At 58.9% G+C, this 24,982-nt stretch carries 30 protein-coding genes and 1 tRNA gene; 18 read left to right on the forward strand and 13 right to left on the reverse strand.

The genetic code is table 11. From position 1 onward, the window contains the following. Positions 1 to 78 precede the first annotated feature (78 nt). The 3 genes from otsB to ACN2TU_RS25955 all read right to left on the reverse strand — a co-directional run bounded on the left by otsB (position 79) and on the right by ACN2TU_RS25955 (position 2,937). A complete protein-coding gene (gene otsB, locus ACN2TU_RS25945; RefSeq protein ID WP_435159630.1) occupies positions 79 to 921 on the reverse strand; it encodes a trehalose-phosphatase in 843 nt (280 codons plus the stop codon). Continuing rightward, positions 918 to 2,420, reverse strand: coding sequence for an alpha,alpha-trehalose-phosphate synthase (UDP-forming) (locus ACN2TU_RS25950; protein WP_435159632.1), 1,503 nt, complete (start codon positions 2,418 to 2,420; stop codon positions 918 to 920). Before ACN2TU_RS25950 ends, otsB begins: the two co-directional genes overlap by 4 nt. Before the next feature lie 202 nt (positions 2,421 to 2,622). Continuing rightward, a complete protein-coding gene (locus ACN2TU_RS25955; protein ID WP_435159634.1) occupies positions 2,623 to 2,937 on the reverse strand; it encodes a DUF5789 family protein in 315 nt (104 codons plus the stop codon). A 139-nt stretch (positions 2,938 to 3,076) separates the two neighbouring features. Here ACN2TU_RS25955 and ACN2TU_RS25960 point away from each other — a divergent pair, with 139 nt between their 5' ends. Continuing rightward, on the forward strand, positions 3,077 to 3,814 hold the full coding sequence (locus tag ACN2TU_RS25960) for a creatininase family protein (protein WP_435159636.1): 738 nt from the start codon (positions 3,077 to 3,079) through the stop codon (positions 3,812 to 3,814). Here the strand turns inward: ACN2TU_RS25960 and ACN2TU_RS25965 are convergent, their stop codons facing one another. After that, on the reverse strand, positions 3,815 to 4,294 hold the full coding sequence (locus tag ACN2TU_RS25965; protein ID WP_435159638.1) for a DUF5790 family protein: 480 nt from the start codon (positions 4,292 to 4,294) through the stop codon (positions 3,815 to 3,817). A gap of 254 nt (positions 4,295 to 4,548) precedes the next feature. On the opposite strand from ACN2TU_RS25965, the gene ACN2TU_RS25970 reads away from it, so the two are divergent. Then, positions 4,549 to 5,622, forward strand: coding sequence for a hypothetical protein (locus tag ACN2TU_RS25970; protein ID WP_435159639.1), 1,074 nt, complete (start codon positions 4,549 to 4,551; stop codon positions 5,620 to 5,622). Between the two features lie 130 nt (positions 5,623 to 5,752). Here the strand turns inward: ACN2TU_RS25970 and ACN2TU_RS25975 are convergent, their stop codons facing one another. Then, a complete protein-coding gene (locus ACN2TU_RS25975; RefSeq protein ID WP_435159640.1) occupies positions 5,753 to 6,094 on the reverse strand; it encodes a dihydroneopterin aldolase family protein in 342 nt (113 codons plus the stop codon). Between the two features lie 84 nt (positions 6,095 to 6,178). On the opposite strand from ACN2TU_RS25975, the gene ACN2TU_RS25980 reads away from it, so the two are divergent. Next, on the forward strand, positions 6,179 to 6,787 hold the full coding sequence (locus ACN2TU_RS25980) for a translation initiation factor IF-2 subunit beta (protein ID WP_435159642.1): 609 nt from the start codon (positions 6,179 to 6,181) through the stop codon (positions 6,785 to 6,787). Between the two features lie 51 nt (positions 6,788 to 6,838). Here ACN2TU_RS25980 and ACN2TU_RS25985 read toward each other — a convergent pair whose 3' ends face one another. Continuing rightward, positions 6,839 to 7,066, reverse strand: coding sequence for a DUF7860 family protein (locus ACN2TU_RS25985; protein WP_435159644.1), 228 nt, complete (start codon positions 7,064 to 7,066; stop codon positions 6,839 to 6,841). 85 nt (positions 7,067 to 7,151) lie between these two features. Between ACN2TU_RS25985 and ACN2TU_RS25990 the strand changes: the two genes are divergently transcribed. Beyond that, positions 7,152 to 7,370 (forward strand): DUF8151 family protein, encoded by a 219-nt coding sequence (locus ACN2TU_RS25990; protein WP_435159646.1) that lies wholly within the window; start codon positions 7,152 to 7,154, stop codon positions 7,368 to 7,370. 69 nt (positions 7,371 to 7,439) lie between these two features. Then, on the forward strand, positions 7,440 to 8,189 hold the full coding sequence (gene azf / locus ACN2TU_RS25995; RefSeq protein ID WP_435159648.1) for an NAD-dependent glucose-6-phosphate dehydrogenase Azf: 750 nt from the start codon (positions 7,440 to 7,442) through the stop codon (positions 8,187 to 8,189). A 245-nt stretch (positions 8,190 to 8,434) separates the two neighbouring features. Here the strand turns inward: azf and ACN2TU_RS26000 are convergent, their stop codons facing one another. Next, positions 8,435 to 9,052, reverse strand: a complete 618-nt coding sequence (locus tag ACN2TU_RS26000) for a DUF309 domain-containing protein (RefSeq protein WP_435159649.1) — start codon at positions 9,050 to 9,052, stop codon at positions 8,435 to 8,437. Between the two features lie 100 nt (positions 9,053 to 9,152). On the opposite strand from ACN2TU_RS26000, the gene ACN2TU_RS26005 reads away from it, so the two are divergent. Both ACN2TU_RS26005 and ACN2TU_RS26010 read left to right on the forward strand, forming a co-directional pair. After that, complete coding sequence (locus ACN2TU_RS26005) at positions 9,153 to 9,515, forward strand: DUF7344 domain-containing protein (protein WP_435159651.1); 363 nt, start codon at positions 9,153 to 9,155, stop codon at positions 9,513 to 9,515. A gap of 305 nt (positions 9,516 to 9,820) precedes the next feature. After that, positions 9,821 to 10,567 (forward strand): class I SAM-dependent methyltransferase, encoded by a 747-nt coding sequence (locus ACN2TU_RS26010; protein ID WP_435159653.1) that lies wholly within the window; start codon positions 9,821 to 9,823, stop codon positions 10,565 to 10,567. Between the two features lie 249 nt (positions 10,568 to 10,816). Here ACN2TU_RS26010 and ACN2TU_RS26015 read toward each other — a convergent pair. Continuing rightward, positions 10,817 to 10,889: transfer RNA gene (locus ACN2TU_RS26015), tRNA-Arg, on the reverse strand. Positions 10,890 to 11,053: 164 nt separating this feature from the next. On the opposite strand from ACN2TU_RS26015, the gene ACN2TU_RS26020 reads away from it, so the two are divergent. Beyond that, complete coding sequence (locus tag ACN2TU_RS26020; RefSeq protein ID WP_435159655.1) at positions 11,054 to 11,641, forward strand: hypothetical protein; 588 nt, start codon at positions 11,054 to 11,056, stop codon at positions 11,639 to 11,641. Between the two features lie 183 nt (positions 11,642 to 11,824). After that, positions 11,825 to 13,261 (forward strand): single-stranded DNA binding protein, encoded by a 1,437-nt coding sequence (locus ACN2TU_RS26025; protein ID WP_435159657.1) that lies wholly within the window; start codon positions 11,825 to 11,827, stop codon positions 13,259 to 13,261. Here the strand turns inward: ACN2TU_RS26025 and ACN2TU_RS26030 are convergent. Continuing rightward, on the reverse strand, positions 13,258 to 13,470 hold the full coding sequence (locus tag ACN2TU_RS26030; RefSeq protein ID WP_435159659.1) for a hypothetical protein: 213 nt from the start codon (positions 13,468 to 13,470) through the stop codon (positions 13,258 to 13,260). The genes ACN2TU_RS26025 and ACN2TU_RS26030 overlap by 4 nt on opposite strands. Before the next feature lie 124 nt (positions 13,471 to 13,594). Here ACN2TU_RS26030 and ACN2TU_RS26035 point away from each other — a divergent pair, with 124 nt between their 5' ends. The 7 genes from ACN2TU_RS26035 (at position 13,595) to ACN2TU_RS26065 (ending at position 20,793) form a co-directional block, all read left to right on the forward strand. Beyond that, positions 13,595 to 14,026, forward strand: coding sequence for a histone (locus ACN2TU_RS26035; RefSeq protein WP_435159661.1), 432 nt, complete (start codon positions 13,595 to 13,597; stop codon positions 14,024 to 14,026). Beyond that, positions 14,023 to 15,039, forward strand: coding sequence for a histone deacetylase family protein (locus ACN2TU_RS26040; protein ID WP_435159663.1), 1,017 nt, complete (start codon positions 14,023 to 14,025; stop codon positions 15,037 to 15,039). The genes ACN2TU_RS26035 and ACN2TU_RS26040 overlap by 4 nt, the downstream gene beginning before the upstream one ends. A 275-nt stretch (positions 15,040 to 15,314) precedes the next feature. Beyond that, the gene (locus ACN2TU_RS26045) at positions 15,315 to 16,496 is read left to right on the forward strand and encodes a glycosyltransferase (RefSeq protein WP_435159665.1); all 1,182 of its coding nucleotides are present in this window, start codon (positions 15,315 to 15,317) and stop codon (positions 16,494 to 16,496) included. Between the two features lie 28 nt (positions 16,497 to 16,524). Next, on the forward strand, positions 16,525 to 17,139 hold the full coding sequence (locus ACN2TU_RS26050; RefSeq protein ID WP_435159667.1) for a glycosyltransferase family 2 protein: 615 nt from the start codon (positions 16,525 to 16,527) through the stop codon (positions 17,137 to 17,139). Beyond that, complete coding sequence (locus ACN2TU_RS26055) at positions 17,136 to 18,041, forward strand: alkaline phosphatase family protein (RefSeq protein WP_435159669.1); 906 nt, start codon at positions 17,136 to 17,138, stop codon at positions 18,039 to 18,041. Before ACN2TU_RS26050 ends, ACN2TU_RS26055 begins: the two co-directional genes overlap by 4 nt. Then, the gene (locus ACN2TU_RS26060) at positions 18,038 to 19,351 is read left to right on the forward strand and encodes a sulfatase-like hydrolase/transferase (RefSeq protein WP_435159671.1); all 1,314 of its coding nucleotides are present in this window, start codon (positions 18,038 to 18,040) and stop codon (positions 19,349 to 19,351) included. The genes ACN2TU_RS26055 and ACN2TU_RS26060 overlap by 4 nt, the downstream gene beginning before the upstream one ends. Continuing rightward, positions 19,348 to 20,793 carry an oligosaccharide flippase family protein gene (locus ACN2TU_RS26065; RefSeq protein WP_435159672.1) on the forward strand — a complete coding sequence of 482 codons (1,446 nt, stop codon included), beginning with the start codon at positions 19,348 to 19,350 and terminating at the stop codon, positions 20,791 to 20,793. Before ACN2TU_RS26060 ends, ACN2TU_RS26065 begins: the two co-directional genes overlap by 4 nt. On the opposite strand, the gene ACN2TU_RS26070 is transcribed toward ACN2TU_RS26065, so the two are convergent. Beyond that, positions 20,744 to 21,121 (reverse strand): response regulator, encoded by a 378-nt coding sequence (locus ACN2TU_RS26070; protein WP_435159674.1) that lies wholly within the window; start codon positions 21,119 to 21,121, stop codon positions 20,744 to 20,746. The two genes, ACN2TU_RS26065 and ACN2TU_RS26070, sit on opposite strands and share 50 nt — an antisense overlap. 142 nt (positions 21,122 to 21,263) lie before the next feature. Between ACN2TU_RS26070 and ACN2TU_RS26075 the strand changes: the two genes are divergently transcribed. Next, on the forward strand, positions 21,264 to 21,611 hold the full coding sequence (locus ACN2TU_RS26075; RefSeq protein ID WP_435159676.1) for a hypothetical protein: 348 nt from the start codon (positions 21,264 to 21,266) through the stop codon (positions 21,609 to 21,611). An 88-nt stretch (positions 21,612 to 21,699) separates the two neighbouring features. Further along, positions 21,700 to 22,167 carry a FlaD/FlaE family flagellar protein gene (locus ACN2TU_RS26080; RefSeq protein WP_435159678.1) on the forward strand — a complete coding sequence of 156 codons (468 nt, stop codon included), beginning with the start codon at positions 21,700 to 21,702 and terminating at the stop codon, positions 22,165 to 22,167. A gap of 30 nt (positions 22,168 to 22,197) precedes the next feature. Here the strand turns inward: ACN2TU_RS26080 and ACN2TU_RS26085 are convergent, their stop codons facing one another. From ACN2TU_RS26085 to ACN2TU_RS26095, 3 genes are all read right to left on the reverse strand, one after another. After that, positions 22,198 to 23,157 (reverse strand): hypothetical protein, encoded by a 960-nt coding sequence (locus ACN2TU_RS26085; RefSeq protein WP_435159680.1) that lies wholly within the window; start codon positions 23,155 to 23,157, stop codon positions 22,198 to 22,200. Between the two features lie 300 nt (positions 23,158 to 23,457). Next, complete coding sequence (locus ACN2TU_RS26090; protein WP_435159682.1) at positions 23,458 to 24,654, reverse strand: RNA-guided endonuclease InsQ/TnpB family protein; 1,197 nt, start codon at positions 24,652 to 24,654, stop codon at positions 23,458 to 23,460. 3 nt (positions 24,655 to 24,657) lie between these two features. Continuing rightward, entirely contained in the window at positions 24,658 to 24,810 is a 153-nt protein-coding gene (locus ACN2TU_RS26095; protein WP_435156202.1) for a DUF2080 family transposase-associated protein, read from the reverse strand. Positions 24,811 to 24,982 lie beyond the last annotated feature (172 nt).

Below are 24,982 nucleotides of genomic sequence, written 5' to 3' on the forward strand. Positions count from 1 at the left end.
GGAGAATAAACTGGCGTGACTGTTCAGATCGTTTGTCGGTTCCGCGGTCGATTTCGTCCCGAGTAACGGAGGATTTCGTTACGTGGACGGGGGGCCGTTCGAAAGCGACCCCATTCGGAGAAATTCGACACCGTACTCCGCCAACCACGCAACGATGGCTCGTACTGCCGACGGGTCGGCGACACGATATCCCGCCACGGTCGGCGGGTGATTGCCGACTTTGACGCCGAGACCGGATTTCGGAAGCGTTTCGAACGCGTCCTCGTCAGTTCGATCGTCGCCGACGTACAGCGGAAGCCACGCCTCGTCGTCCGGAACGTGGTGGTCGTACAGCCATCGAATTGCTCGTCCCTTATCCCACTCCACATCGGGTCGCAGTTCCAAAACCGCTTTACCGGACGTGAGACGAACGTCGTCCCCGTCACGAACCGCGTCCCGAACTGCCCGCTGAACCCCCGGAACATGCTCATCATCGACGAGGCGATAGTGAACCGACGCAGTGACTCTCTTGTTTTCCACGAACGCTCCGTCTATGGATGCGAGTCGGGATTCGAGTTCGTCACAAAGCTCCGCGATTTCATCCCTCGAATCCTCGGCGACCGGGTGCGTTTCCTGTCCGTCGTCGGTGTGGAGTTCCAGACCGTGATTGCCAGCGTAGGTGATGCCGTCGATATCGACTCGTTCTCGAAGGTCGGCAAGGCCGCGACCGCTGACGACACCGACCTGGACGTTTATCTCTCGCTGTAGCTCTTCGAGCACAGTTCGGGTCGCTGGCGGGAGTTCGACTTCGTCAGGATGGTCTTCGATTGGTGCGAGTGAACCGTCGAAGTCGAACATTGCGAGCAGTCCGTCGGCATCACGGAGTCGGTTCACCAATGCATAGAGGTTCTCTCGAAGCGGTTCGGGTGGTTCGTTCGTCATTGTCGTTTAACTGATTTCGCGGCAACGTCGCGTCCACGCTGAATCGCTTTCACCGTCCGGAACTGTGCGTTCATCCACGCGTACACGTCGTTCGAATGAACCAACCGTTCGAGGTCGTTCATCCGGCGCGAACGCTCGGGTTCGGGGAGTGAGAGCGCGGACTCGATGGCATCGGCGAATCCCGGCGTATCGTGGGGATGGACGAGTATCGCTTCGTCGCCGAGTTCTTCGGCCGCGCCGGTCAGTTCGCTGAGCAGGAGGACTCCAGGGTCGTCCACCTGCGAGGCGACGAACTCCTTCGCCACGAGATTCATTCCGTCGCGCCGTGGACTGACGATACCGAGGTCTGCCTCGCGGTATAGCGTCGCGAGACCGTCTTTCGGAAGGTACTCGTTTAGGTAGACGACCGGAGTCCAGTTGTCTGTTCCGAATCGTTCGTTGAGTCGCTGAATTTCGGACTCGACGAAGTCTTGCAGCGCTTGATACTCCGGAATTTGACTCCTGCTCTCGCTCGCTTTCTGGACGTAGGTGAGCTCTCCTTGCCATTCGGGACGTGTCTCCCAGAGATGTTCGAGCGCCGCCAATCGCTCGGGAATCCCTTTCGTGTAGTCGAGCCGTTCGATCCCCAGCGCGAGCGTGTCGCCGAGATCGTGCTCGTCCTTGAACTCGTGCCAGAACTCGTTGTCGGCGCTCGATATTGCGAGTTGGCGTCTCTGTGTGGCGTCGATACCGAGCGGGAAGGATCGGACGAAGGTTCGCCGTCCGTCGTAGACGACGCTTCGGGTTGCCCGGTCGACTCTGGCATCGGGGAGCATGGCGGCGCAATCGAGGAAGTTCTGGCAGTACTGGTCGGTGTGGAAGCCGATGAGGTCGTTTGCGAGGAGTCCATCGAGCAGTTGTCTGTACTGCGGACACGTCTGGAAGGCGTCCCGCGATGGCCACGTGATGTGCCAGAACTGCATGCAGAATACGTCCGGGCGGGTTTCACGCACCATTCGCGGAACCAACGCGAGGTGGTAATCCTGCAACCAGACGACCGACTCTCCGTTCGCTTCGTCGGCGATGGCATCCGCGAATTTCCGATTCGCGTCGCGGTAGTGTTGCCAGAAATCAGCGCGCGCGTTCATCTTCGACGGGTCGATGTGGCAAATTGGCCAGAGCACTTGGTTGCTGTAGCCGTAGTAGTACCCATCGACCTGTTCGTCGGAGAGCGAGACTCGTCGGAGGTCGTAAGCGGGATTTTCCGGTGGTACACCGACTCGTCCGTCGTCGTCGGTTACCTCGCCGTCCGCGTCACCGCTTGCCCACGCGACCCACGTTCCCCCGGCAGACTGCACGACGGGATCGAGTGCCGATGTGAGACCGCCTGCGGGTCGATTAACGACGATTTCTTCGTCTTCGTACTCATGGCTGTAGGGTTGGCGATTCGAGGCGACGACCAGTTCGCGGTCGCCGAGGATGGACGATACGGTTTCCGCTGTCGGGCGTTCACCTGTCATGGCTTCGTTCGCAGGCCCCGGTGGTGACCTGCATGTCTGTACTCACCTCTCATCAGGTATCCATCCGTGCGGGACTGCGAGGAATAAGGCAGTCGTCCGTTCATGTTCGTTCGATTTGCTGAACGGTAGTAACGGCGGTCTACTGGTAGCGTAATCGGTGCCTACCGGAGGAACAGTGTGTTTCGTTTCCGTGATGATCTCGTCAGAACGATTCTTGGTCGGGGTCGTCTTCCGGCGACGACTGTTCGGTACCGCCTCTGTCCGAGTATCGCTGGCGACCGACCGCGTCGCTGTCCACCATGTTGAGGATTGACTGTCGAACGTCGTCTGCGGACTCGTACGTCTCGTCGAGCGGCCCGATTACTTCCTCGAACCGCTCGGAACCGTTCGGATATTCGATTTCGTAGTCGCCGTACTCCGCCACAAGGTCGTCCACCGAGGCGGGATAGTCGTGGTTGTCGAGTTCGTCACTCAACTCACCCAGCTCCACTCCCATTTCGCGATCTCTGTTGGCCATGGAGGAATCACACGAGTGAGTCAGTAAATCCTTCTGGCTAGGGCGTCAGTGAATTGAACGACTGTAGTATTCGGCTACGATTTCGCCGAAGACAAACGATTCCGGCGAGTACAAGGATGTCCCCGCGTACGAATCAGACATGCAACTCTCTCATGCGACGTGGACAGAGGCGGACGAGGTCGATACGAACTTCGCGCTTCTCCCGGTAGGAAGCACCGAACAGCACGGCCCGCACGCGCCGCTCGGAACTGACTGGCTCAACGCGGAAGCGGTCGCGGACGCGGCAGCGGCCGCATACGGCGACGAGGTGGTCGTCGCCCCACCGGTTACCGTCGGCGTGAGCGAAGAGCATCGCCAGTTCACCGGGACGCTCTGGGTTACCGAAGACACGTTCCGACGGTACGTTCGCGAGACGGTCGCCAGCCTCGCTCATCACGGTTGGAATCGAGTCGTCATCGTCAACGGACATGGTGGCAACGTCGCCGCACTGCGTGAAGTCGCCGGGAAAATCACGCGCCACGATGAGGCCTACGCCGTTCCGTTCACGTGGTTCGAGGCGGTCGGCGACCATCGAAGCGATATGGGTCACGCTGGCCCACTGGAAACCGCGTTCTTGCGTCACACTCGCGGCGACCTCGTCCGCGAAGACAAAGTCGAATCGGCCCGCGAGGGTGCCAGCGACGGGTGGGGTGAGTGGGTGTCGTACACCAATCTCGCGTACGACAGCGCGGAGTTCACTGAAAACGGTGTCGTCGGCGACCCCGCGGACGGTGATGAAGAACGTGGCGAGGAACTGCTCGAACTGGCGACGCAGTCGCTTGTGAAACTGCTCTCGGCGGTGGCATCGCGGGACGTGACCCGTCCCGAACACCGATAGCTACTCTTCGGTCTCCTCTTCTTCGTCGTCGGCTTCCGCTTCAGCCTCGTCGTCTTTTTCGGGTTCGTCGGTTTCGTCGGTTTCGTCGTCTTTCGCGTGTAGGTCTTCGAGTGCGCCTTTCAGGCTCGGAATCGTGCTCGCCAGTTCGCCGACCTGTTCGCGGGCGCTGTCGATGTCGTTGATTGCCGAGTCGAGCGTCTCGATTTCGGCCTCCAAATCGTCCGCGTCTTCGAAGGCGTCTGCACGTTTGCCCATCGCGTACCATTTTTTGGCGTCGCGGAGATGGTCTTCCGCATCGCCGACATCGAGCGCGGAGCGAAGCGCGTTGAGTGCTCCGAGCGTGTTTTCCGCCTCGGTTTCCCAGACCGCTTCGACCGGTGGCAGTTCTTCGCGCGCGGCGGCGAGGTGTTCCTCGACATCCTCGCGCATCTCATTCGCCGCTTCACCGAACAGTTCGTCATCGAACGAAGCTTGGCTCATGACAGTCGATTCGGCGGGATTGCATTTAAAACGTAACCCGAAACTGAAAGTGAAAACCCACCTTTTGTTGTGGGAGCGGCGACGTCGCGCTCCCTGAGAAAACTCGAATCGGAATCTCGGTGCTCCTTTCAATCTGCACCGAGCCCGCTCGCTCGTCGCTGTCGCTCCTCACTTGCGGTGGGCCATACCTTACAAAAGTTCATTAATTTAAATATATGAGAAATCTTACTCCATTACTCCAATAGGTATACTCCATGCCTCGTTCACGACGAACCCTCCTCAAGACGACTGGCCTCGCGCTCGGCACTGGAACGCTCGCGTCGATTGCCGGGTGTCTCAGCGACCCGTCAATTGGAACCGATAGTAGTCCAAACGAATCATCCACATCTGGCCCATCCGGGGAACCCGCAGCGCCGGATTTCACACGGTGGCTCCCGGATCCAACGGCGACTCCGCTGCGCGATGGCTATGGGGTTCGGTATTTCGACATCGCAGGTATCCGTTCCCACCAGGATTCCATCCACGAGAACGCCTACTCCCGACTCGAAACCCAGATGTTGCGCCCCGTTCCCAGCGAGTACGTCGATGTAACTGCCGTCAATGCCGCAGTACAGATCGACCATCTCATGAAGTTGGCCATCGGGTCGTTCGACCCGGAGGCAGTCGGCGAGAAACTCATCAGTGACATGCGGCCGTCCACAACAACGACGCGGACTTCCACGACAACGACACAGATTTCCACGACAGCGGCGCGAACCACCCGACCGGAACCGGAACGCTACAAGGGGTTCGACCTCTACGGCACGGACTACGTCTACGCCGTCTCGGAGGACGCTTTGATGGTGGTGTCTCCGATGCGCGAAGGTGATGCGGTCGAGTACACGAAAGCGATCATCGACTCATCGGCTGGGGAAACGAGCCAGTACGCCGACGGCAACGAGCATGTAGCAGCGATGTTTGGGGTCGTTGACGACCCTCACGCGCTCTGGTGCTACCCGGAGGCGATGGACGGGTCAACATCGCGCGGGTTCCGGAAGGACATCATCACGGGAGAGCTCAAATCGTGGCGATTCGGAACCGAAACGACTCACCTCACACTTGCAAACACCTATCCCGACGCCGAGACGGCTGAGAGCGGAGAACTGGCGGACTACATCGAATCAGCATCCAAACGTTTCGGTTCGTACGATGGGCTCGATGTCGAAACGCAGGGTCGCCTGGCCTGGACTGACGGCACCACTCCGACGAAGGAATTCGATCATCTGTCAGCTGACGGTCCAAGCGATGGTGTCCACACCACCCACCAGTCCCGGCGCAGCCCCTTCTGACGGCTACTGGCACCACCCGCGGTGACGGTAGCCCACTCGGGCGCGGTATTCATTGGAAATCTATTTCGACACATCCGAATATTTCGACGGTTCAATACCCGGTGGTCGCTCCGGGGGTTCACTCATCACGTCAGTCCTCCTGAACCGACTCGATTTTCATCAATGGATAGCCGTCTTCCATTTCCATTCGGGTAACGACTTCACATCCCTCGTGGTCAATGACGATTTCGACTTCCATGAACTTCCCAGTCAGTTCCGTATAGCCGTGGTCGATTGCTTCGGCCAATTTATCGGTCAAAATCCCGACTTCGACCGATTCACAGAATGGCTGGTTTTCGATGCTCTCCTCGATTGCAGTTTCGAGGCTGGGTGCACTGTCGGGGTTGACGGGCGTTCCGGCGAACTGGTGATACAACGCGCCGAATTTGATACCCGCCTCGAAACATGCCGAATCTCGTGTGGATGGTTCCATGATTGGTGCGAGGAATTCGGGGGTTAAAGTTCGTGATGACATGCAACACGGAGAACCTTTATGCGTCCACAACCTGGCACGAGTATGGATTACGATTCAGCTCTCGACAGAGGCATGGATGCGGTTCCGGACCTCGAAACGAGTGACGAGCGATTCAGTTTCCCGAACCCAGCAGTACAGAAAGACGGGTCGTTTACACGACTGACAAACCTCGGCGACATTGCGGACTCACTCTCCCGTGATTCAGAGCACGTCCACAGCGCGCTCCAGCGCGAACTCGGTACCAGCGGTAAGTTCGAGGACGGCCAGGCCCGCTACAGCGGGTCGTTCTCCGAGTCCGACTTCGACGCTGCATTGGATGAGTACGTAGAAGAGTTCGTCACCTGTTCCGAATGTGGTCTGCCGGACACCCGCCTCGTCCGCGAAGACCGTAACCTCATGCTTCGCTGTGACGCCTGTGGTGCGTTCCGACCGGTCACGAAACGTAGCACGTCGAGTCGAACCCACCAACAGGATGCCGTCGAAGAAGGGCGAACCTACGAAGTCAAAATCACCGGCACCGGTCGCAAAGGCGACGGTGTCGCCGAGCGCGGCAAATACACGATTTTCGTTCCGGGCGCGCAGGAAGGAGATGTCGTCACCATCTACATCGAGAGCGTGCGCGGAAATCTCGCGTTCTCCCGTCTCGCGTAATTCTTCTTTCGCGTAACTTCTCTCGTCTCGAAGTTTTCCCGGTTCGCGTACCTACTCCGTCAGCGGAAGGAAAATTCCGAACACGAACGGAGAGAGAAGACCGAGCAGGATACCGAGGATTTCGAGGTCGGTAAAGAGCATGTTTTCCCATCCCGGCAGTGGCCCGAAGAGGGCGCTTCCGACAATTTCGCCGAGCGCGCCGATTGCGACCAGTGCGACGCCGAGGAGGAATCCCGTCTTCGTCAGTTTCGGATAATCCAGTTTTCCGTATCGTCCCATAGTATCGGTTCTGTGATAGCCAGTCAAAAACGTTCCGCCGGAGGGCAACGAAACGTTCTTGAGTACGACGTTCGGACAGAGGTGCATGTACGAACCACTGCTCGAAATCGGCGCGTTCTTGCTGTACGCCCTCGGGTCGGTACTCCTGACGGCGCTCGGCCTGTTCGCGGAGTACGACGGTCTCCAGACCGCGGCCTCGGGCGACAGCGTGACGGCAATCTGGCTCGGCGTCATGGGTGCTGTCGCGCTCATCGCCGGTGTCATGCTCGCCCGGGATAAGGTTCTCCGTCGCATGCTGGCGTGAATTCTGGCAAACTGTTGACGTGATCGAAACCGCATGGTTCTTATCACCGTTGTTCCTCTAGCCGACTGAATGGACGACCCCGTTCTTCTCACGGGTGCTGAAGGCCGCGTCGGGTCGGCGATTCTCGGCAACCTCGAATCGAAGTACGACTGGCGATTACTCGACCGAGAACCACCAGCAGAGGAATCGTCGAACGACTTTTTCGTTGCGGACATCACCGACTACGACGCCGTTTACGAAGCCGTCGATGGAGCAGGGGCCATCATCCACCTCGCGGGTGACCCCCGTCCGGAGGCACCGTGGAACAGCGTCCTCAGCAACAACATCGACGGAACACACAACATTCTGCAAGCCGCGGTCGATTCGGGAAGCGTCGAGAAGTTCATCTTTGCCTCATCGAACCACGCCGTCGGAAACTACGAAACCGAGCAGCGAAAGCCCGACCTCTACCGACCGCACGACGAGTTCCGTCTCGACGGCACGGAACTTCCCCGCCCGAGTAACCTCTACGGCGTGAGCAAGGCAACGGGCGAAGTCCTCGGGCGGTACTACAACGACGAGTTCGACCTCAGCGTGGCCAACGTTCGAATCGGCAACCTCACCAAAGGCCATCCGCCGAAAAACTACGAGCGCGGGCAGGCGATGTGGCTCTCTTACCGCGACTGCGCCCATCTTTTCGACTGCTGTTTGCAGGCCGACTACGACTACGAAATCGTCTACGGCATCTCCGACAACGACCGAAAATACTACTCCATCGAGCGGGCACGAGAGGTGTTGGGCTACGACCCTCAGGATAACTCCGCCCACTTCGACGAGTAGCGGTTTGGTGGCTCCGTTTTCGTTTGTATTGTACCGATTGGTTCAGGTGTATCTTCACTACGACAGCGCCGACTGGGAAGTCAAAGTGAACGACCGGCGAGTAATGCCGACTCCACATGACCGCCACCGTACCGCCAGTTCGCGGCTCTGCCGCTCACAGTCGAGACTTCTCCGAAATCTCGCACTCCTCACGCGAAACGCGCTGGCGCACTTCGGCTGAGTCATTCAAACTCGGTGCTCCGAAATCATTCGAACAGACCGTCAACGTCCCGCTCACGCGAATCCCGCTTTTGGACGTGGCCCCGAAGTCGTTGGAAAACCAGCCCTCGATTTTCGGCGTCTCGAACGAAATCCATGACGAGGGTGATGAACTGGCTTCCCTCGTCGCCGGATTCCAAATCCGCACGCGCGAACTCGACACCGCGCTCGATTACCCACTCGTCGTAGCCGAACTCCTCGGCGAGAACGAGGGCTGCGACCGCGGACGCTTCAAAATCGAGGCCATCGGGGAGTAAGACGACGCTTCGATGTGTCAACCGCGGCGGTGCCACCCGTTCGACGTGTTCGGGGTCGTCACGAACTGCACGAAGGTAGGTTCGAACCGTGCCAAGATTGACCGATTGGTAGTTCGCTGGTAGTCCGTCGAGGTAGGACGCGGCGCTCTCCGCGAGTCCGCGAACGCCGTCCCAGTTCGCATCCTGTGCGTGGTACACGACGGCAGTGAATTGGATGAGACCGTGAAGAAATCGCTCGTCGGGGGAATCGCGCTCGAGTTCCAACCAGTGGTCTTCCCATGCGTCGTGAGCGGCGTGAAACTCGCCCACGTTGAAGATAGCGAGACCTGCCCGGAGATAGTCGTCCATACCGCGTCGTTGTCGGTGAAATGGAAAATCGTTTCCGCATCGTCAAACGGTAACATGCCATAATGGTTATTCGCTAGGGAAGCGTACCAGTGAGGGGGCGATGTTGCAGGGAACTGTTATTGACGAGCGGTCACTGAACAAAATATTCCGACTGTTGGCGGACGAGCAACGACGGTACGTGCTCTATTACCTTCACGAGCTGGACGGCTCTGCTGGACTCGATGAAATCGCGGCTCAAGTCACGGCGTGGCGACACGACAAACCTGTCAGTGACGTAACCGACGACGAGTATGAACGCACTGTCGCCCGGTTACGTAATATCGACGTGCCGAAATTGGCGGATGCAGGCGTCGTGGAATACGATTCGAGAACTGAGATGGCTCGGTTCCGTGAACCGGGCAAACTCCTCGGCCTGTTCCTTCTCCTCGCGGCGCGGATAGAGCGACCGCTAACCAACGAATAGCAGTTTCGAACGAATATTACAGCAATCGATACAGAGGGACACGGCTCGACCGCGTAGAAAAACTGAGCGTTTACTTCTCGGCTGCTTTCTTGACGGCCCATCTCTTCAAGTCCTGTACGAACAGTCGGTAGTTTTCGATTTTACTCATACACGAGTAAATACTCGTGTCGCGTTGAAAAGTGTCACGGTTGAAGGCATATTTGGCCTGTTGGAACATAGCACGATTTGCAAACCCACCGCGTTTCCCGTCCGGCCAGAATTGACCGAACACCAATCATCATACCTGCGATAGTTGTAGGACGGGTATGGACGACCTCGAACAGAAACGGACGACGACCGCCTCGTTCGGCGATATCGCCGACGCCTACCTCGACAGCGACGTTCACCAGTTCGGCGCGGATTTAGAACTCCTCGCGTCGTGGTGTGACGGTGCGAGTCGCGCTCTCGATGTCGCGTGCGGTACAGGGCATACCGCCGGCGCACTCGGAGAAATCATCGACACCGTCGTCGCCGCCGATGCAACACCTGAAATGATGGAGACGGCAACCGAGGCGTTCGACCTGCCCGGTATCGTCGCCGACGCGGAACGCCTCCCGTTTGCCGACCACACCTTCGACGCCGTCACCTGCCGCATCGCGGCTCATCATTTCCCGAACCCCCAGACGTTCGTGGACGAGGTCAGTCGTATCCTCTCACCCGGCGGCGTCCTCGCGTTCGAAGATAACGTCACACCGAACGACGAGGGATTAGCCGAATTTTACAACCGATTCGAACGGCTTCGTGACCCGACTCACGGCGAAGCACAGTCCGTTGCACAATGGCAAGATTGGCTCCGCGAGGCCGGGTTTACCATCGACGAGTCGGTCACCGTGCGCAAAGAACTCGACTACGACTCATGGGTCGAGCGCACGAAAACCAGCGCGGAACGGCGGGAAAAGTTGGAGCAACTCGTTCGGCAACCGGGAGCAAAGGAGGTGTACGACGTGACGGTCAAAGACGGTGCTGTTCACGGATTCAGTAACGAGAAACTGTTGGTTCGAGCGAGAAAATGACTCGCTCCACTCGCCGAATTCGTTTCTGAAAACGTTCTGATGGAGTCTCACGCTCGCTACGCTCGCGTGAGGCACGTCAGGTCGCGAACGAAAGTGAGCGTCCTGACGGATATTTGAACTGGCCGAGACGTTCCTGCTCACTACGTTGCGCGGGCATGCGCCTCGCTGGCTCAAATTTCCACGAGTCGTTATCTTCCTCCATGACACGAGAGAGCCGACGGCTCTCTCGTGTCGATTCCGTAAGAATGACGTCCTGACGGAGATTTGAACTCCGGTCCCTGGCTCCGCAAGCCAAGAGGATAGTCCACTACCCTACCAGGACTCATTTATTCATTTCGCGGTTCCCTTAATAGGGGTTACGGTCTGGGGGCACTGTGGGTGTGCCACGCAGTCTCTCGAATGTCGGCAAACGAGGATATGAGGGTAACTCAAATCGCTGTTTTCGCCTACGGGAGTTCTTTTACTATAGACATGGTGTTCGGTAGTATGCAAAGACGAAACATCCTCAAACAGGCAGGCGCGGCAGTGACGGTCGGGACACTCGCCGGTTGTCTCAGCCAAGGCGGTTCACCCGGTGGGCAAGCACCTGACGACGGGTCGGGAGAGACATCGACCACCACGACCGAAGGAACGACTGAGACCGCTACCGAAACCACCACATCGACCGACACCACGACGGAATCGAAACCGGCCCTCCAGAACCGCTCGCTGAAGATAGTCGATGCTGGCTGTGCGGACGGGGCGTCCCAGAAGGCGTCGGTGAAGTTCAACGAGTCAAAAAAGAACGTCGTCGTGACCGGCACCATCCAAACGAGCGATCCGTGCTACGTCGCGAAACTGGGGGCGGTGAACTACGACCGGAAGGCTGGAACCCTGTCCGTCACGATTCGCGCGAAGAAACAAAAGGGAGTCTCGGCCTGTCAACAGTGCCTCGGTGCGATCGAGTACGAATCGAAATTCACCTTCGCTTCCGGCGTCCCGAAGTCGGTGACGATTTCCCACGAGACGCAAGGCGAGACGAAGGAAGTGACGACTGCCGAATACGACGGAGCGAAAGAAAACGAAGGGGCATGAACGAACGATTGCAACGGTGAACCGAGAATCCAGTCGAAATCCGTGACGAGGCGTAGGTTTATTTTGGAAGACGCGACCACCCTTCATCGTGTGCCAAAGTGCAATAAAACCACCGGACGGCGTCGGACTGCCGACACAAAGACAACGCTTAAGCGACGGCCAACCCTGCACCAGAGTACGATTATGGGCGTTATAGACGAGGTATATGGGGACCTCGATGCCGACATCTCTCTGGACGAATTCCGGGACGCCGTCGAGGAAAAAGTAGAACAGATGGGCGGACTCGCGGACGAGGAAACCGCCGCGATGCTCATTGCCCACGAACTGGACGAGGACGAAGTCAACGGGGTCGCCGACATCGAACCCGGCATGGACGAAGTAAAGTTCATCGCCAAGGTCACCAGCGTCGGCGATATCCGCACGTTCGACCGCGACGGTGACGACGAGGACGGCCGCGTCCTGAACGTCGATGTCGCGGACGAAACCGGCTCGATTCGTATCTCGCTCTGGGACGAACAGGCTGCGGCCGCAAAGGAGGAACTCGAACCTGGGCAAGTCCTCCGAATCAAGGGTCGTCCGAAGGACGGTTACAACGGCACGGAGGTCAGCGTCGACCAGGCCGAACAGGACGAGGACACGGAAATCGACGTACAGGTGCAGGACACCTACTCGATTTCCGACCTCTCCCTCGGCCTCTCGGACGTGAACCTGCAAGGAAAGCTTCTGGACACGAGTGCCGTCCGCACCTTCGACCGCGATGATGGGTCGGAGGGGCGAGTCGCAAACCTGACCCTCGGCGACGAAACGGGTCGCTTGCGCGTCACGCTCTGGGACGAACAGGCGAACACTGCGGAGGAACTCTCGCCCGGTATCGCCGTCGAAGTGGTCGATGGATACGTGCGCGAGCGAAACGGCAGTCTCGAACTCCACGTTGGCAACCGTGGTGCGGTCGAGGCTATCGACGCGGCCATCGAGTACGTTCCCGAAAGCACATCGATTGCCGACCTCCAAATCGGAGATACGGCCGACATCGCGGGCGTGATTCGTTCGGCAGACCCCAAGCGAACCTTCGACCGGGACGACGGGTCGGAAGGCCAGGTGAAAAACGTTCGTGTGCAGGACGAAACGGGGGACATCCGCGTCGCCCTCTGGGGCGAGAAAGCCGACTTCGAACTCGCGCCGGGTGACAAAGCCCAGTTCGCCGATGTGGACATCAAAGACGGCTGGGCCGACGACATCGAAGCCTCTGCCGGTTGGCAATCTACCATCACTGTCCTCGACAGCGATTCGCCGACGGAATCGACCGAGTCGGACGACGGCGACGCAACCGGACTCGATGCGTTCGGTGGTGACTCCGAGGACGATTCCCAAACCGACAGTTCGAACGATTCTGCGACGGCAGAGACGGGAGCAGACGCTGAAACAGACGCAACGGACGGTACCGCCGGCGAGCAGGTCGAATTCACTGGTACGGTCGTTCAGGCCGGAAATCCCGTCGTGCTCGACGACGGTGAAGAAACGGTGAGCGTCGAGACGAACGCGGACGTTCACCTCGGGCAAGAGGTTACGGCCCGAGGCGAACTTCGCGACGGGAAACTCGACGCGGAAGACGTGTTTTAACTCTCGAACGGTTTTTCGTCGCGGTGGTTATCGACGTTCTGCTCGTCTGCCGCGGCGTCCTCGCGCGCTTCTTTGTGTTCGACTTCAGTTTCGTTCTCGAGTTCTTCCTCGCGGGCTTGTTCCGCTTCGGCTTTTCCCTCCGCTTCTTCCTGCTCTTCTTTCTCCTGGGCCATCGTTCGATCGCGCTCGTGTGGGTTATCGTCGCTCATCGTGGCCGAAGATTTGGCCTCATCGCTCTTATTCGTGCTGGCAGATTTTTATCCTCCTCCCGTCCAGTTTGCCGCGAACGACAGTAGGGAAAGATTAAGGACGACCGACTCCCGCTGTTGGATTATGAGCGTTGAGCTTCCGTTTGCGCCGGTCGATACGATAATCCGACGGAACGCGGGTTCCCTCCGTGTCAGTGCGGGGGCGGCAGAAGAACTCGCCCGTCGTATTCAAATCCACGGGGCTGATTTGGCCGTGGATGCCGCAACACAGGCGACGAGGGACGGACGGAAGACACTGATGGCGGAGGATTTCGGCGTCCAACAGGTCATCGACAAGGACGACCTCACCTTACCGGTCGCACCCGTCGACCGAATCGCTCGGCTCGAAATCGCCGACGATTATCGCGTCGCGATGAATGCGCGCGTGGCGCTCGCGGACATCCTCGAAGACTACGCCGACAACGTCGCGTCTGCGGCGTCGATTCTCGCGCACCACGCAGACCGGCGAACGGTTAAGGCAGAGGACATCGAGACTTACTTCAGGCTGTTCGAATGAAATTCGGCTACAGCGAGGTTTGTTTAGCCCACGACACAGGCAAGCGTCATCCAGAGAATCCGGATCGATTGCGCGCGATCCGTCAGGCACTCACGCGCAAGCACGGTGTCGAGTATATCGACCCCGTCCCCGCAACCGAAGCCGAGGTAACTGCCGTCCACGACGCCGCCTATGTCGAGGAGTTTCGGGAGTTCTGCGCGAACGGTGGCGGAAACTGGGATCCCGACACCGTTGCCGTCTCCGAGACGTGGGACGCCGCACTCCAAAGTTCCGGGCTGGCATGCTGGTCTGCACGGCGAGCACTCGCAGGTGATGATGGGCGAGACACACCGTTTGCACTGGGAAGACCGCCGGGACACCACGCAGTCGGCGACGATGCCATGGGATTTTGTTTCTTCAACAATGCGGCAGTCGCGGCCCAGTCGGTCATCTACAGGGACGAAGCGAAGCGCGTCGCCATCTTCGACTGGGACGTTCATCACGGAAACGGGACACAGGACATCTTCTACGATGACGAAAACGTGTTCTACGCCTCGATTCATGAGGAGGGGCTCTACCCCGGCACTGGTGAAATCGAAGAGATCGGCGAGGCGGACGGAAAAGGGATGACGCTCAACGTACCACTCCCGGCAGGGTCGGGCGACCCGGAGTACCGGACAACGTTCGACGAACTGGTCGCACCCGCGATCGTCGAATTCGACCCCGACCTGCTGTTGGTGAGTGCGGGATTCGACGCCCATCGTCACGATCCGATTTCCCGGATGCGCGTTTCGACGGAGGGGTACGGAATGCTGACCGCGCGTGTTCGCGCGGTCGGGGACGAAGTCGATGCACCGCTCGGATTCGTTCTCGAAGGTGGCTACGGACTGGACACCCTTTCGGACGGAGTTGCCATCGTCCACGAAGTGTTCGACGGGATGGAACCGGTAGTTCCCGACGAGGAGGCGGACGAGGACGTACAGGAACTGGTTTCGGCGGTTCGTGCCTCCCACTCGCTTTTGGATCCGGCGTAGATGGTCGCGATGCGGCGACCGAATCGGTGATTGTCAACGTAGCCCGCCTCGTTCCGAAGCACCGGAAGAGGTCTCTCGTCCGATTGTCACCGCTACTGCATCCTTCGAGAGCGGTATTTCGGCGCGATGGACGGACAGATAGGTGGATAGACCGGCAGAGAGGACGGTAAACCGATAGAGAGGTCGGCGGAGAAAGATGGCGCACGATTTTCAAATTTGACATACAATTTATATTCGACTACGATGTACCACCGTCAGACCCACGGGGTGGGCTAATGAAGAAGAACCGACAGACCATTTCTACGGCCGTGTTGCACGACCGGTTTCCCGGTCTGGGGGGCGGGGAGCGGTTCGCCATCGAGGCGGCACGAGTGCTGGATGCACCGATTTACACGATGTACGTCGCGGACGGCCTCACGTTGCCGGACGACGTGACCTTCGTGCCGATCCACCAGAAAAAATACACCCGAGGCATCTCCGGGCGGTTCCTGGAGTGGAAAAACGAGGGGATGAACCCGCTGGAGACGCTGTCGGTCGCGTTCGACATGACCGACGCGCACGACGAATTAGCGACCTACGACGTACTCTTGGAGAGTGCACCGCTCTCGAAGTCGTACGTTCCGACCGTCGAGCAGACGGTGCTTCACTATCCGCACAGTCCACCGCGGTGGCTCTACGACCTCTATCGTGACCGACTCGCCGCGTTCGACTATCCCGGCGTCGGGTTCGCGCTGAAAGCGTACGCGAAGTGGTGGCGAACCCTTGACAAGGAGGGAAACGACTACGTGGACAGGTTCGTCGCCAACAGCGAACTGGTGCGCGACCGCATCCAGCGATACTACGGCAGGGACGCCGTCGTCATCTATCCGCCAGTTACCGGCGATTGGTACGACGATGGCGATGACGGGTATTTCGTCACGTGGTCGCGACTCTCCCCCGACAAACGGGTTGACCTCGTCGTCGATGCGTTCGCGGGACTGGACGAACGCCTTGTCGTCGTGGGTGACGGCCAGGAACGCGAACGACTCGAACGGAAAGCACGCGGCTGTGATAACATCGACCTGTTGGGTTACGTGGATACCATCGAAGACGTGGTCGCTCGTGCGACCGCGGTGGTGTACGCTCCGAAAGACGAAGACTTCGGACTCGTCGGTGCGGAAGCGCTGTCAGCAGGGAAACCGCTCATCGGGGTCAACGAAGGCTACACTCGCCAGCAGGTCGTGGATGGAACGACCGGTATCCTGTTTGAACCGACGGTGGCGTCACTGCGTGCCGCGATAGAGCAGTTCGACCCGGACGACTTCGAACCGAGCGAAATCCAACGGTTTGCCGAACGGTACGACCGAACGACGTTTGCGGAATCCCTCCTCGACCTGGTCGAGCGAACACACACGGAAGCCGCCTCGAAGCGCTCCGCAGTCGATAGCAATGATACGAAAACCATACACATCCACTGAGCCTCGGGTCTCGGTCGTGATTCCGACGATGCCGACGAACGACCACGAGCAGGTGGTCGCCACTCTCCGCAATCAGACGATGACGGACTTCGAGGTGATCGTGGTGGACGACGCGACGCTCGACATCTGTGAGGCTCGAAACGCAGGTATCGAGGCCGCGGTGGCGGACACGGTCGCACTCACGGACGACGACTGTCGCCCACCGCACGATTGGATAGCACAGGTGAACGAGGCACTCTCGGACGATGTGGTGTGCGTCGAGGGGAGCGTCGAAGGAGGGCGAACCTATCACGGGGAAGGTCTGTACGTCGGCTGTAATCTCGCGTTCGACCGCGAAACGGCGCTTTCTGCGGGTGGATTCCGAAGCGAGTATGCAGGATGGCGCGACGACACCGAGTTCGGATGGCGCATGGAATCCTACGGAACCTGTCGCTACGACCCGAACGTGGCAATGTTTCACCCCGACCGACCACGAGCCATCATTGACGACAGGAAGGAAGCACGTCTGCGGCGCGAATATCCGTCGCGCTACCAGGAGCGAATCGTTCCCGATACGACTGTCGGTCGGGTCAACGACTGGCTCTGGCGGCGAGGGGTCTGGAATGCAGTCGATCGGGTTCGATACGCCGGAGGGAGACGATGACGCTCGGCGATTGGGTCGCCGAAACCGGCGAGCGAATCCGCAACGACGGCTGGCGCGGCGTCGATACATCCGCCTACGAGTTCTACAAGGGTATCCTGCGCAGACTTGGCGGCAGACGCGACTACGGCGAGTCGATATACGACCAACCGTGGGATGCGCTCGTCGTCCTCGATGGCTGTCGCGTCGATTGTATGCAGGAAGTCGCCGGAGAGGTTTCGTTTATCGACCGCGTCGGTCGGTTCCAATCGGCAGGTACCCGCTCCGACGAATGGATGCGGGCGAATTTTTCAGAACGGGACTGTTCCGACACGGTTCACGTCACGGCGAATCCGAACTCCGAGCAACATCTCGACTCGGCGAACTTCGCCCTGCTTGACGAAGTATGGCGCGATGGCTGGGATGACGAACTCGGTACGGTTCCCGCCCGTGCGGTCACCGACCGTGCGATTTCCGCGGGCCGTGAACACGACCCGGAGAAACTCGTCGTCCACTACATGCAACCACATTTTCCGTCCATCCCTGACCCGATTCCGGGTGATGCGATGAGCCGAGACGAATTCGGCAGTCGGGTCGGCGTCTGGGAACGCCTGCGCAGAGGAGACCTTACGCGAGAACGCGTCTGGGAGTCCTACCGCGAAAACCTCCGATACGTCCTTTCGGACGTTTCCCTCCTGCTCGGCAACCTCGATGCACACCGCGTCGTGGTGACCGCCGACCACGGCAACGGGTTCGGCGAGTGGTACGTCTACGGCCATCCGGATAGGGTGCCGATTCGCGTCCTGCGGGAGGTTCCGTGGGTCATCACCACCGCCACCGACTCCGGGTCGCACGACCCGGAGTCGTGGATGCACGGGACGGAAACAGCAGTTGCCGACCGTCTCTCGGCGTTGGGATACCGATGAAAGTCGCACTCGTCGTCCTCGATACGCTTCGCAAGGACGCCTTCGACGATCATTTCGACTGGCTCCCCGGCCAGCGATTCGAGAACGCCTACTCCACCTCGCACTGGACCGTCCCGGCCCACGCCTCGCTGTTCGCTGGCAAGTACGCCAGCGAACTGGGGGTTTATGCCGGGGCGCAACTGCTTGACTGCGAGGAGCGGGTTCTCGCGGAATCCTTCCGAGATGCGGGGTACTCCACGCGGGCTTTCAGCGCGAACGTCAACATCTCTCGACCGTTCGATTTCCATCGCGGATTCGATGTGTTCGAGGGCAGTTGGCGGCTACAGGCCCTCTCGGAGAGCGTTTTCGACTGGGACAACTTCATCGCCGAAACGCGGGAACAGGGCGCTGAACGCTACCTTTACGCCCTCCACGAGGTGCTGACCGGGGACTGTGATACGGTTTCCTCGCTCAAACGTGGCGCGCTGCTCAAACTCAGGGATTTGGGATGGGGCACGACGACCCGCGACGACGGCGCGACCGAAGCGCTCCAGTTCGTCTGTGAAACCGAGTTCGGCGACGACGAATTTCTGTTCGTCAATCTGATGGAGGCTCACACGCCCTACGCACCGCCAGAGGAGTATCGAACGGTCGAACCGCCCGAACTGAACGGTCTGCGGGCGACGCTCGAAGGGCCAACGGACGACCCGGAGACGATTCGACGGGCGTACGATGACAGCGTTCGGTATCTCTCGGATATGTATCGTGCCATCTTCGCGGAACTCCGCGAGGAGTTCGACTACGTCATTACGCTCTCCGACCACGGCGAAGCCCTCGGCGAATACGACGCGTGGGAACATCTCTGTGGCTTGTATCCCGAAGTGACGCGGGTTCCGCTGTCCATCTGGAGTGCGGGGGACGAGTTAGACGATGCTCGCGAGGAGACGGTCAGCCTGCTCGACGTTCATGCGACAGCGCTCGACATCGCCGACCTCGACGGCGAATCGCGGGGTCGTTGTCTGCTCGGCCATCATCGAACGGAGGTTCGGGAGCGGTTGGCGGAGTATCACGGCCTGACCGACCGTCATCGGCTGTCGCTCGCTCGGGATGGGTTCGACACCGACCGACTTGACAGGGAAATGCACGCGTTGATTGCGGCCGACTACTACGGCTGGGACGCACTGGACGGCTTTCACGAACTGGGCGAAATAGACAAGCCACGCGAGCGAATCGAATCCCTCGTGAACGAACTCGAAATGAGAGTCGTCGAAAACGACGTGGCCGTCTCGGAGGCGGTCGAGGCCCAACTCCGTGATTTGGGCTACGCATGAGCGAGGCCGCGGGAATCAGCCTTAGTCGGGAAACGCTCGGCGGGACGGTCGCCCAGTTCACGATGGCGGCGGTCGGTTTCGCCGGAACTGTCATTTTCGCCCGTTGGCTCGGCCCCTCCGCGTTCGGCGGCGTCTATCTCCTGTTCGCGCTGGCGAAAATCGTGGACAGACCGATGAACGGGTGGTCGCTCGCCGCGAAAAAGCGACTCTCCGAATCCGACGCCCTCCGCCCGCCTGCGTTCGGCGCACAACTGTTGTTCAACGTCGTCTGGGTCGTACTCGCCGCTGTTGCCGTCTTTTTCGCCGAGGACGCGCTCCGGAACTATACCGGACTCGCCCTCGCCCCGTTCCTCCTCGTGCTGTTGCTGGCAACCGAATCGGTGTACGAAACGCTCGAAAGCCTGGTTCAAGGGAGGGGTCGAATCAGCGCGGCAACGTGGAACGACACGCTTCGGTCGGTGCTTACTCTCCCGCTACAAATCTGGTTCGTCGCAATTCCCGGAATCGCGGCGGCGGGAATGGTGTACGGACTCGCTGTGGCGTCGGCAGTGACGCTTCCGGTAGTGGCCCTGTTCGTCTCGACACGACCAGCGATTCCATCGCGGACGTTCGTCCGAAGCCTCGCCGACTACGCCTGGTACAGCATTCCAACGACGGTGCTCGGAACGACCTATGACCGCCTCGATGTCCTTCTCCTCGGTTTTTTGCTCGGTTCCGCGTCGGCAGGGTACTACGAAGTGGCGTGGAAACTCACGCTCCCGGCGGTGTTCGTCGCCGACGTGGCAGGAAGAGGGCTGATGGCAACCGTGAGCGCCCGCCGCGCGCAGGGCGATGGCGTCGGGCGCGACGTGTCGAACACCATCTCATACGCCGCAATCCTCGCGTTTCCCATCTTCTTCGGGTCCCTTGCGCTTTCGGAATCGCTCGTCGTGACAGTATACGGCCCCGACTATCGGAACGCCGCGCTTCTGTTGATCGGCCTCGCGGGCTACCGCGTCATCCGCACGCAGAGTGGGCCACTCATGCAAGCGGTTCACGGACTCGACAGACCGGACGTTGCAATGCGGCTTTCCGCGGTTGCAGTCGCGGTGAACCTCGTTTTCGGCGTCGTGCTCACGCTTCAGTTCGGACCTATCGGCGTCGTCGTTGCGACCGTCGTCGCCGAAACGATGCTCTACCTCGGCGGTCTCCTGTTTCTTCGACGAACAGTATCGGGTCTCGTCCCGATTTCGCGCCCGATGGTCGAACAGGTCGGTGCGAGTTTCGCCATGTTCGGCGTCGTGTGGATGGCACGCGCTTCCGTCTCCGTTCGGTCGTGGATAGACCTCGCGGCTCTCGTTTCACTGGGTGGCGTCGTCTACGTCAGTATCCTCCTCGTTGTGAGTCCGGGCGTTAGACACACCCTCGAAGAAGCGGTTCGTGGGTCGTTCGCCTCGCTCTAGCGATTCGACTCGCTCTTTCAGGGTCTCGACGCTGCGGCCCTCCGCGATGAGCATCTCGACCTCGCCCGACTTGCCACGAACGGGACGGATTGAAACGTCGAGAAGCAATCGTTCCGCTCCTTCGAAGTTCCAGTCCGTTCATTTCGGGCATATCGTAGTCGCTGACGACGCAGTCGCACCGCTCGGAGTCGAGGCGGGACAGCGCACTTGTGGGTCTGGTCTCCGCGTGTGTCTCGAACAACTCCCGTTCTCGCTGGAGGAAGAGCGATGTCATATCCGCGGGATCTGGTTCGTCATTGACCAGTAACACACGGATTGGCGGCGTCATATCCAGCCATACTCACCGGGAGACGTAAATTTGCCCCCATCGGTATTATGAATGGTGGGAATCTTGTGAAATCGGACACATATACGGCGCACACACGACAAGCCAGAAGGTATAACGATGGTTGGTAACGAAAAGGACTGTGATGTCGCTCTTCGAAATCAACATCGAAAAACCCGCACTCGTCGAAGAACGGGTGTACCCTAACAGAGACACCGCACCCGCCAGTGCGAGGATGCAATCCGACTCGTCGGGACGCTCCGTTGTGACACTGCTCAAACCGTTGGTTGGCCTCCTCATTGTCGCCGGTATCGCGATGCTGGTTCGTAAATTCGGTACCGGTTCGGACGAATCGGAAGCGTTCGAAACGGACGATTTGGACTCGCAGTCGGATCGTAGTCAAAGCACTGCCAGCGTCGTCGGTGTGTTGGGAACGATTTTCGCTGTCGTCGCGCTCGTGCGAAAAGTTCGTAGCGGGTCGGCGGACGAGTAGCTAACTTGGCGATTTTTGACATTTATTTTGCGATTCCCGTCGTACCAAGAGTTAAATGGGTCTAGTGAAGTGTATTCGAAACATCAGAATGACGATCAAACCCGCCAACTACGACCTGCGGGAACCTCGCAGGATGGCAGACGAGGACGAGTCACCGCTCGACCTCTCCGCGGGCGACGAAGAGCGGACGGCAGAAGACCTCTTTCGACTCGGTCAGCGAGAGGAGTTGATGAAACTGCAGACCCAACTGCTCGCGTCCGGTGTGCTTCCCGAAAAACCCTATCTGATCCTACTTCCGAGCAGATATGGGGCCGAGGTCATCGTCTTCGAATGGCTCGACTTCCTCATCGAAAAGGCCGGCTTCGAGAACACCGCCAACGCGCTCTCGTACTACGAAGACGTCGGCTGGTTGAGCGAACCGGCATCTGACACGCTTCAGTCGTACCTGTACGGCTTTTCGGAGATCGATCGATTCGGTTCCGACGGGCCGAACGACTTCGACACGAACGACCACGTGTTGAGTTTGGTGTACATCGCCCGTCTCGCCTCGTCATAACCGCCTCGTCGTCTCGCCCGTCGCGTCTTTTCACTCCGCGTAGCCCAGATTCCGTAATCTATCCTCTATTACCTCGTCGGTCATCTCTTCGCGCGTCTCGGGCGACTCCGCCGTGATTTTGCGCCGCTCGTCCGAATCGATTTCCGCCCACGGAACCTCGATGAGCTCGCGTTTGTGCAACCCACCGGGATGGCCGAAGGTTCGCATCGGAATCGGATACGTTCGCTCGCCGATGAGGTTGCCGTGGTCCGCGGTGATGACCGATTTGCCCGGCAGTTCGTCCAGCAGTCGCTCGACGTCCGGAAGCGTCACGTTGAGATTTTCGACGTAGGCTTCGATTATCTCCGACTCCTTGTCGGTCTCCCCGAACTGCAAGGCGTTCCACGGATGCGGTTCGCCGCTGTGCTCGTCCGAATCGAGTTGCATCTCGATACCCGCGTGGTTGAATTTCCGGCCTTTCTCGCCGATGAAGGGGAAATGCGGTTGCATGAAATGCGTGATGATGCGTTTGTCGGGATATTTCTCGAAGGCCGCGATGGTCTGCTCGACCATCGTTTCGGGCATGACCGTACGGAACTCGTTGTCCCAGTAGTCGTCCAACAGGTTGATGACGGCGTGGAAGGTTCCATCGGGCAGTTTGTACGCATGCGGATTCGAGGTGATGTACACGGTGTCGTGGAACTCTCGGCCGACGAAACTCTCCTGCATGAACTCCCAGCTCTCGCTTCCAGGCGAGAGTTTGCTCGTCACTCGGTCGCCGAGATTGGCCCGCGCGGCGAACATATCGTACCGACAGGCGTCCAGAATAACGAGGTTGTCCCAGTCCTCCGCCATCACATCCATCCGCTCGTCGTCGTTCAGCAACCGGGATACGTAGGCGTTCGCTTTCAGTGCGTCCTTGCGTAGTCGTCGTGTTTCTCCACGAAGAAGCTCGGGGTTTTCCAGAACCCGACGCGCGTTCTGGAGAGAGTACCGCCTCCAAATAGACATACAATACTCATCGTGACCGACTCCCTTACTTATGCCCTCCCTAAAGCCTCCGCTGGTAAAAATTAGCGATATTACACAGGAATTTTTCGCAATTACGCTGTCCGTTTACGACCGTTTTAAACGAATCAGGAAGTTCAATGCAATCGTCTTTCGGAATGCAGCGGTCGCTTTTCCGAACCACCGATTACTCTGGCTTCGTTGATATCGACGGCGACAAACTACCACAACGAGTCGATGCATGGAACTCTCGACTTACGGAACTTGGTGAGTAGTTGCTTGATGGAGTGACTCTTCCCCGCCCTAAAGAGCGGGGCTTCCTGTTTCGACGACGCGCTGTGCAGACACAACAGTGTCCACAGGAAGCGCAGTCTCCGCAGGCGCTGATTCGGGACAGCCCATCCCTATCTGGTCGAGACCGCGAGCAAGGATGTTCCACGCCGCGTTTGCGTCTCGATCCGCTTCGAACCCGCTCGACGGACACGAATGTTCGCGCACCCACAGCGGTTTGTCCGTCTTCACACCGCAGAATGCACATTCCTTCGTCGTGTTTCGCGGATTCACTGGAACGTAGTGCGTGCCTTCGCGTTCACACTTGTATTCGAGCATCCGCAGAAAAGTTCCCCATGCTGCGGATGCTCGGTTGCGTGAATTTGAATCGAACCGCATCATTCCAGCAACGTTCAAGTCTTCAACGGCTACGAGGTCGTACTCGTAGGCGTAGTAGTTCGACAACTTGTGCAAGAAGTCCCGGCGTTTCTGTTTCAATTCTGCGTGACGACGCGCGACAACACGCTGTTGTGTACGGTAGTTCGCCGAGCCGTGTTGTTTCCTCGAAAGGTCTCGTTGTGCGCGTTCCAGTCGGTCACGCTCATCGGACAGGTCAAGCGATTCGACTGCCGTACCATCAGTATCGTGCGCGTATTTGAGAATTCCAACGTCGATGCCCACTACGTCCGTGAGAGTATCGGGCTTCTCGGGCGGGTCGTCGAGTGTTTCGATGCCGAAGACGGCGAACCACTCACCGGTCGGTTCTTTCTTCACCGTGACTTGCTTGAGTTTCGCACCATCTGGAATGTCTCGGTGCATTCGAACGGGTATCTCTCCGATTTTCGAAAGTCGGAGAACAGGCTGACCACTCGTGTTCTTGAGTTCGAAGCCAGACTGTCGATACGTGAACGACCGGTATTCAGTTGATGCTTTCCACTTGAGGAGGCCGACCTTCCGACCGTTGTTCTTCGCGTCCTTCAACCGTGAGAGGTTGGTGTACAATCGCTCAACGACGTTCTGAAGGGTGCGAGAATACAAGTCGGTGAGGTCGTCCCACCACTGTTTCATCGACGGCAGTTGATTGATTTCGTCGTATTTCGTCGTCCCGTCGATACGGTTGAGGCGGTGGAGGAAATGGTTGTATACTTGCCGATACAGGTCGCGGTGGTAGTCCAACGTCTCTCGGTGAGCGTCGGACGGGTTGAGTCTGTATCGGTAGTTGTAGCGCATGGTCTACTCGTCGGAATCAGAAGCTGGTTCAGAAACACGAACGATTTTCACGTCCGCGCCGAGCCACCGCCGTGGAACGTAGACGTGCGCACCGTTTCCGGTTGGGCGTACATCGCCGTCCACGACTTCGTGGCCGTTGATTTCGAACCGTCCCATATACATTGTCTAGACATTGTGGGTACTACAATGTATCGATTCCGTGGGCCTGCGAGACGGCAGTCTCACGTGTAAGCACAACGATGCCGGCGTTGACGAGACGCTTCGCGTCTCGTTCGCACACAAGAGCGAAGCTCTTGTGAACGCTGTATCCCCGCCGTAAACGACGGGG

Source organism: Haladaptatus marinus (assembly GCF_051194195.1).

Excerpts from the sequence above, each read along its gene's own strand:
- otsB (WP_435159630.1), bottom strand. The coding sequence starts at position 921 with ATGACGAACGAACCACCCGAACCGCTTCGAGAGAACCTCTATGCATTG.
- ACN2TU_RS25950 (WP_435159632.1), bottom strand. The coding sequence starts at position 2,420 with ATGACAGGTGAACGCCCGACAGCGGAAACCGTATCGTCCATCCTCGGC.
- ACN2TU_RS25955 (WP_435159634.1), bottom strand. The coding sequence starts at position 2,937 with ATGGCCAACAGAGATCGCGAAATGGGAGTGGAGCTGGGTGAGTTGAGT.
- ACN2TU_RS25960 (WP_435159636.1), top strand. The coding sequence starts at position 3,077 with ATGCAACTCTCTCATGCGACGTGGACAGAGGCGGACGAGGTCGATACG.
- ACN2TU_RS25965 (WP_435159638.1), bottom strand. The coding sequence starts at position 4,294 with ATGAGCCAAGCTTCGTTCGATGACGAACTGTTCGGTGAAGCGGCGAAT.
- ACN2TU_RS25970 (WP_435159639.1), top strand. The coding sequence starts at position 4,549 with ATGCCTCGTTCACGACGAACCCTCCTCAAGACGACTGGCCTCGCGCTC.
- ACN2TU_RS25975 (WP_435159640.1), bottom strand. The coding sequence starts at position 6,094 with ATGGAACCATCCACACGAGATTCGGCATGTTTCGAGGCGGGTATCAAA.
- ACN2TU_RS25980 (WP_435159642.1), top strand. The coding sequence starts at position 6,179 with ATGGATTACGATTCAGCTCTCGACAGAGGCATGGATGCGGTTCCGGAC.
- ACN2TU_RS25985 (WP_435159644.1), bottom strand. The coding sequence starts at position 7,066 with ATGGGACGATACGGAAAACTGGATTATCCGAAACTGACGAAGACGGGA.
- ACN2TU_RS25990 (WP_435159646.1), top strand. The coding sequence starts at position 7,152 with ATGTACGAACCACTGCTCGAAATCGGCGCGTTCTTGCTGTACGCCCTC.
- azf (WP_435159648.1), top strand. The coding sequence starts at position 7,440 with ATGGACGACCCCGTTCTTCTCACGGGTGCTGAAGGCCGCGTCGGGTCG.
- ACN2TU_RS26000 (WP_435159649.1), bottom strand. The coding sequence starts at position 9,052 with ATGGACGACTATCTCCGGGCAGGTCTCGCTATCTTCAACGTGGGCGAG.
- ACN2TU_RS26005 (WP_435159651.1), top strand. The coding sequence starts at position 9,153 with ATGTTGCAGGGAACTGTTATTGACGAGCGGTCACTGAACAAAATATTC.
- ACN2TU_RS26010 (WP_435159653.1), top strand. The coding sequence starts at position 9,821 with ATGGACGACCTCGAACAGAAACGGACGACGACCGCCTCGTTCGGCGAT.
- ACN2TU_RS26020 (WP_435159655.1), top strand. The coding sequence starts at position 11,054 with ATGCAAAGACGAAACATCCTCAAACAGGCAGGCGCGGCAGTGACGGTC.
- ACN2TU_RS26025 (WP_435159657.1), top strand. The coding sequence starts at position 11,825 with ATGGGCGTTATAGACGAGGTATATGGGGACCTCGATGCCGACATCTCT.
- ACN2TU_RS26030 (WP_435159659.1), bottom strand. The coding sequence starts at position 13,470 with ATGAGCGACGATAACCCACACGAGCGCGATCGAACGATGGCCCAGGAG.
- ACN2TU_RS26035 (WP_435159661.1), top strand. The coding sequence starts at position 13,595 with ATGAGCGTTGAGCTTCCGTTTGCGCCGGTCGATACGATAATCCGACGG.
- ACN2TU_RS26040 (WP_435159663.1), top strand. The coding sequence starts at position 14,023 with ATGAAATTCGGCTACAGCGAGGTTTGTTTAGCCCACGACACAGGCAAG.
- ACN2TU_RS26045 (WP_435159665.1), top strand. The coding sequence starts at position 15,315 with ATGAAGAAGAACCGACAGACCATTTCTACGGCCGTGTTGCACGACCGG.
- ACN2TU_RS26050 (WP_435159667.1), top strand. The coding sequence starts at position 16,525 with ATGCCGACGAACGACCACGAGCAGGTGGTCGCCACTCTCCGCAATCAG.
- ACN2TU_RS26055 (WP_435159669.1), top strand. The coding sequence starts at position 17,136 with ATGACGCTCGGCGATTGGGTCGCCGAAACCGGCGAGCGAATCCGCAAC.
- ACN2TU_RS26060 (WP_435159671.1), top strand. The coding sequence starts at position 18,038 with ATGAAAGTCGCACTCGTCGTCCTCGATACGCTTCGCAAGGACGCCTTC.
- ACN2TU_RS26065 (WP_435159672.1), top strand. The coding sequence starts at position 19,348 with ATGAGCGAGGCCGCGGGAATCAGCCTTAGTCGGGAAACGCTCGGCGGG.
- ACN2TU_RS26070 (WP_435159674.1), bottom strand. The coding sequence starts at position 21,121 with ATGACGCCGCCAATCCGTGTGTTACTGGTCAATGACGAACCAGATCCC.
- ACN2TU_RS26075 (WP_435159676.1), top strand. The coding sequence starts at position 21,264 with ATGTCGCTCTTCGAAATCAACATCGAAAAACCCGCACTCGTCGAAGAA.
- ACN2TU_RS26080 (WP_435159678.1), top strand. The coding sequence starts at position 21,700 with ATGACGATCAAACCCGCCAACTACGACCTGCGGGAACCTCGCAGGATG.
- ACN2TU_RS26085 (WP_435159680.1), bottom strand. The coding sequence starts at position 23,157 with ATGTCTATTTGGAGGCGGTACTCTCTCCAGAACGCGCGTCGGGTTCTG.
- ACN2TU_RS26090 (WP_435159682.1), bottom strand. The coding sequence starts at position 24,654 with ATGCGCTACAACTACCGATACAGACTCAACCCGTCCGACGCTCACCGA.
- ACN2TU_RS26095 (WP_435156202.1), bottom strand. The coding sequence starts at position 24,810 with ATGGGACGGTTCGAAATCAACGGCCACGAAGTCGTGGACGGCGATGTA.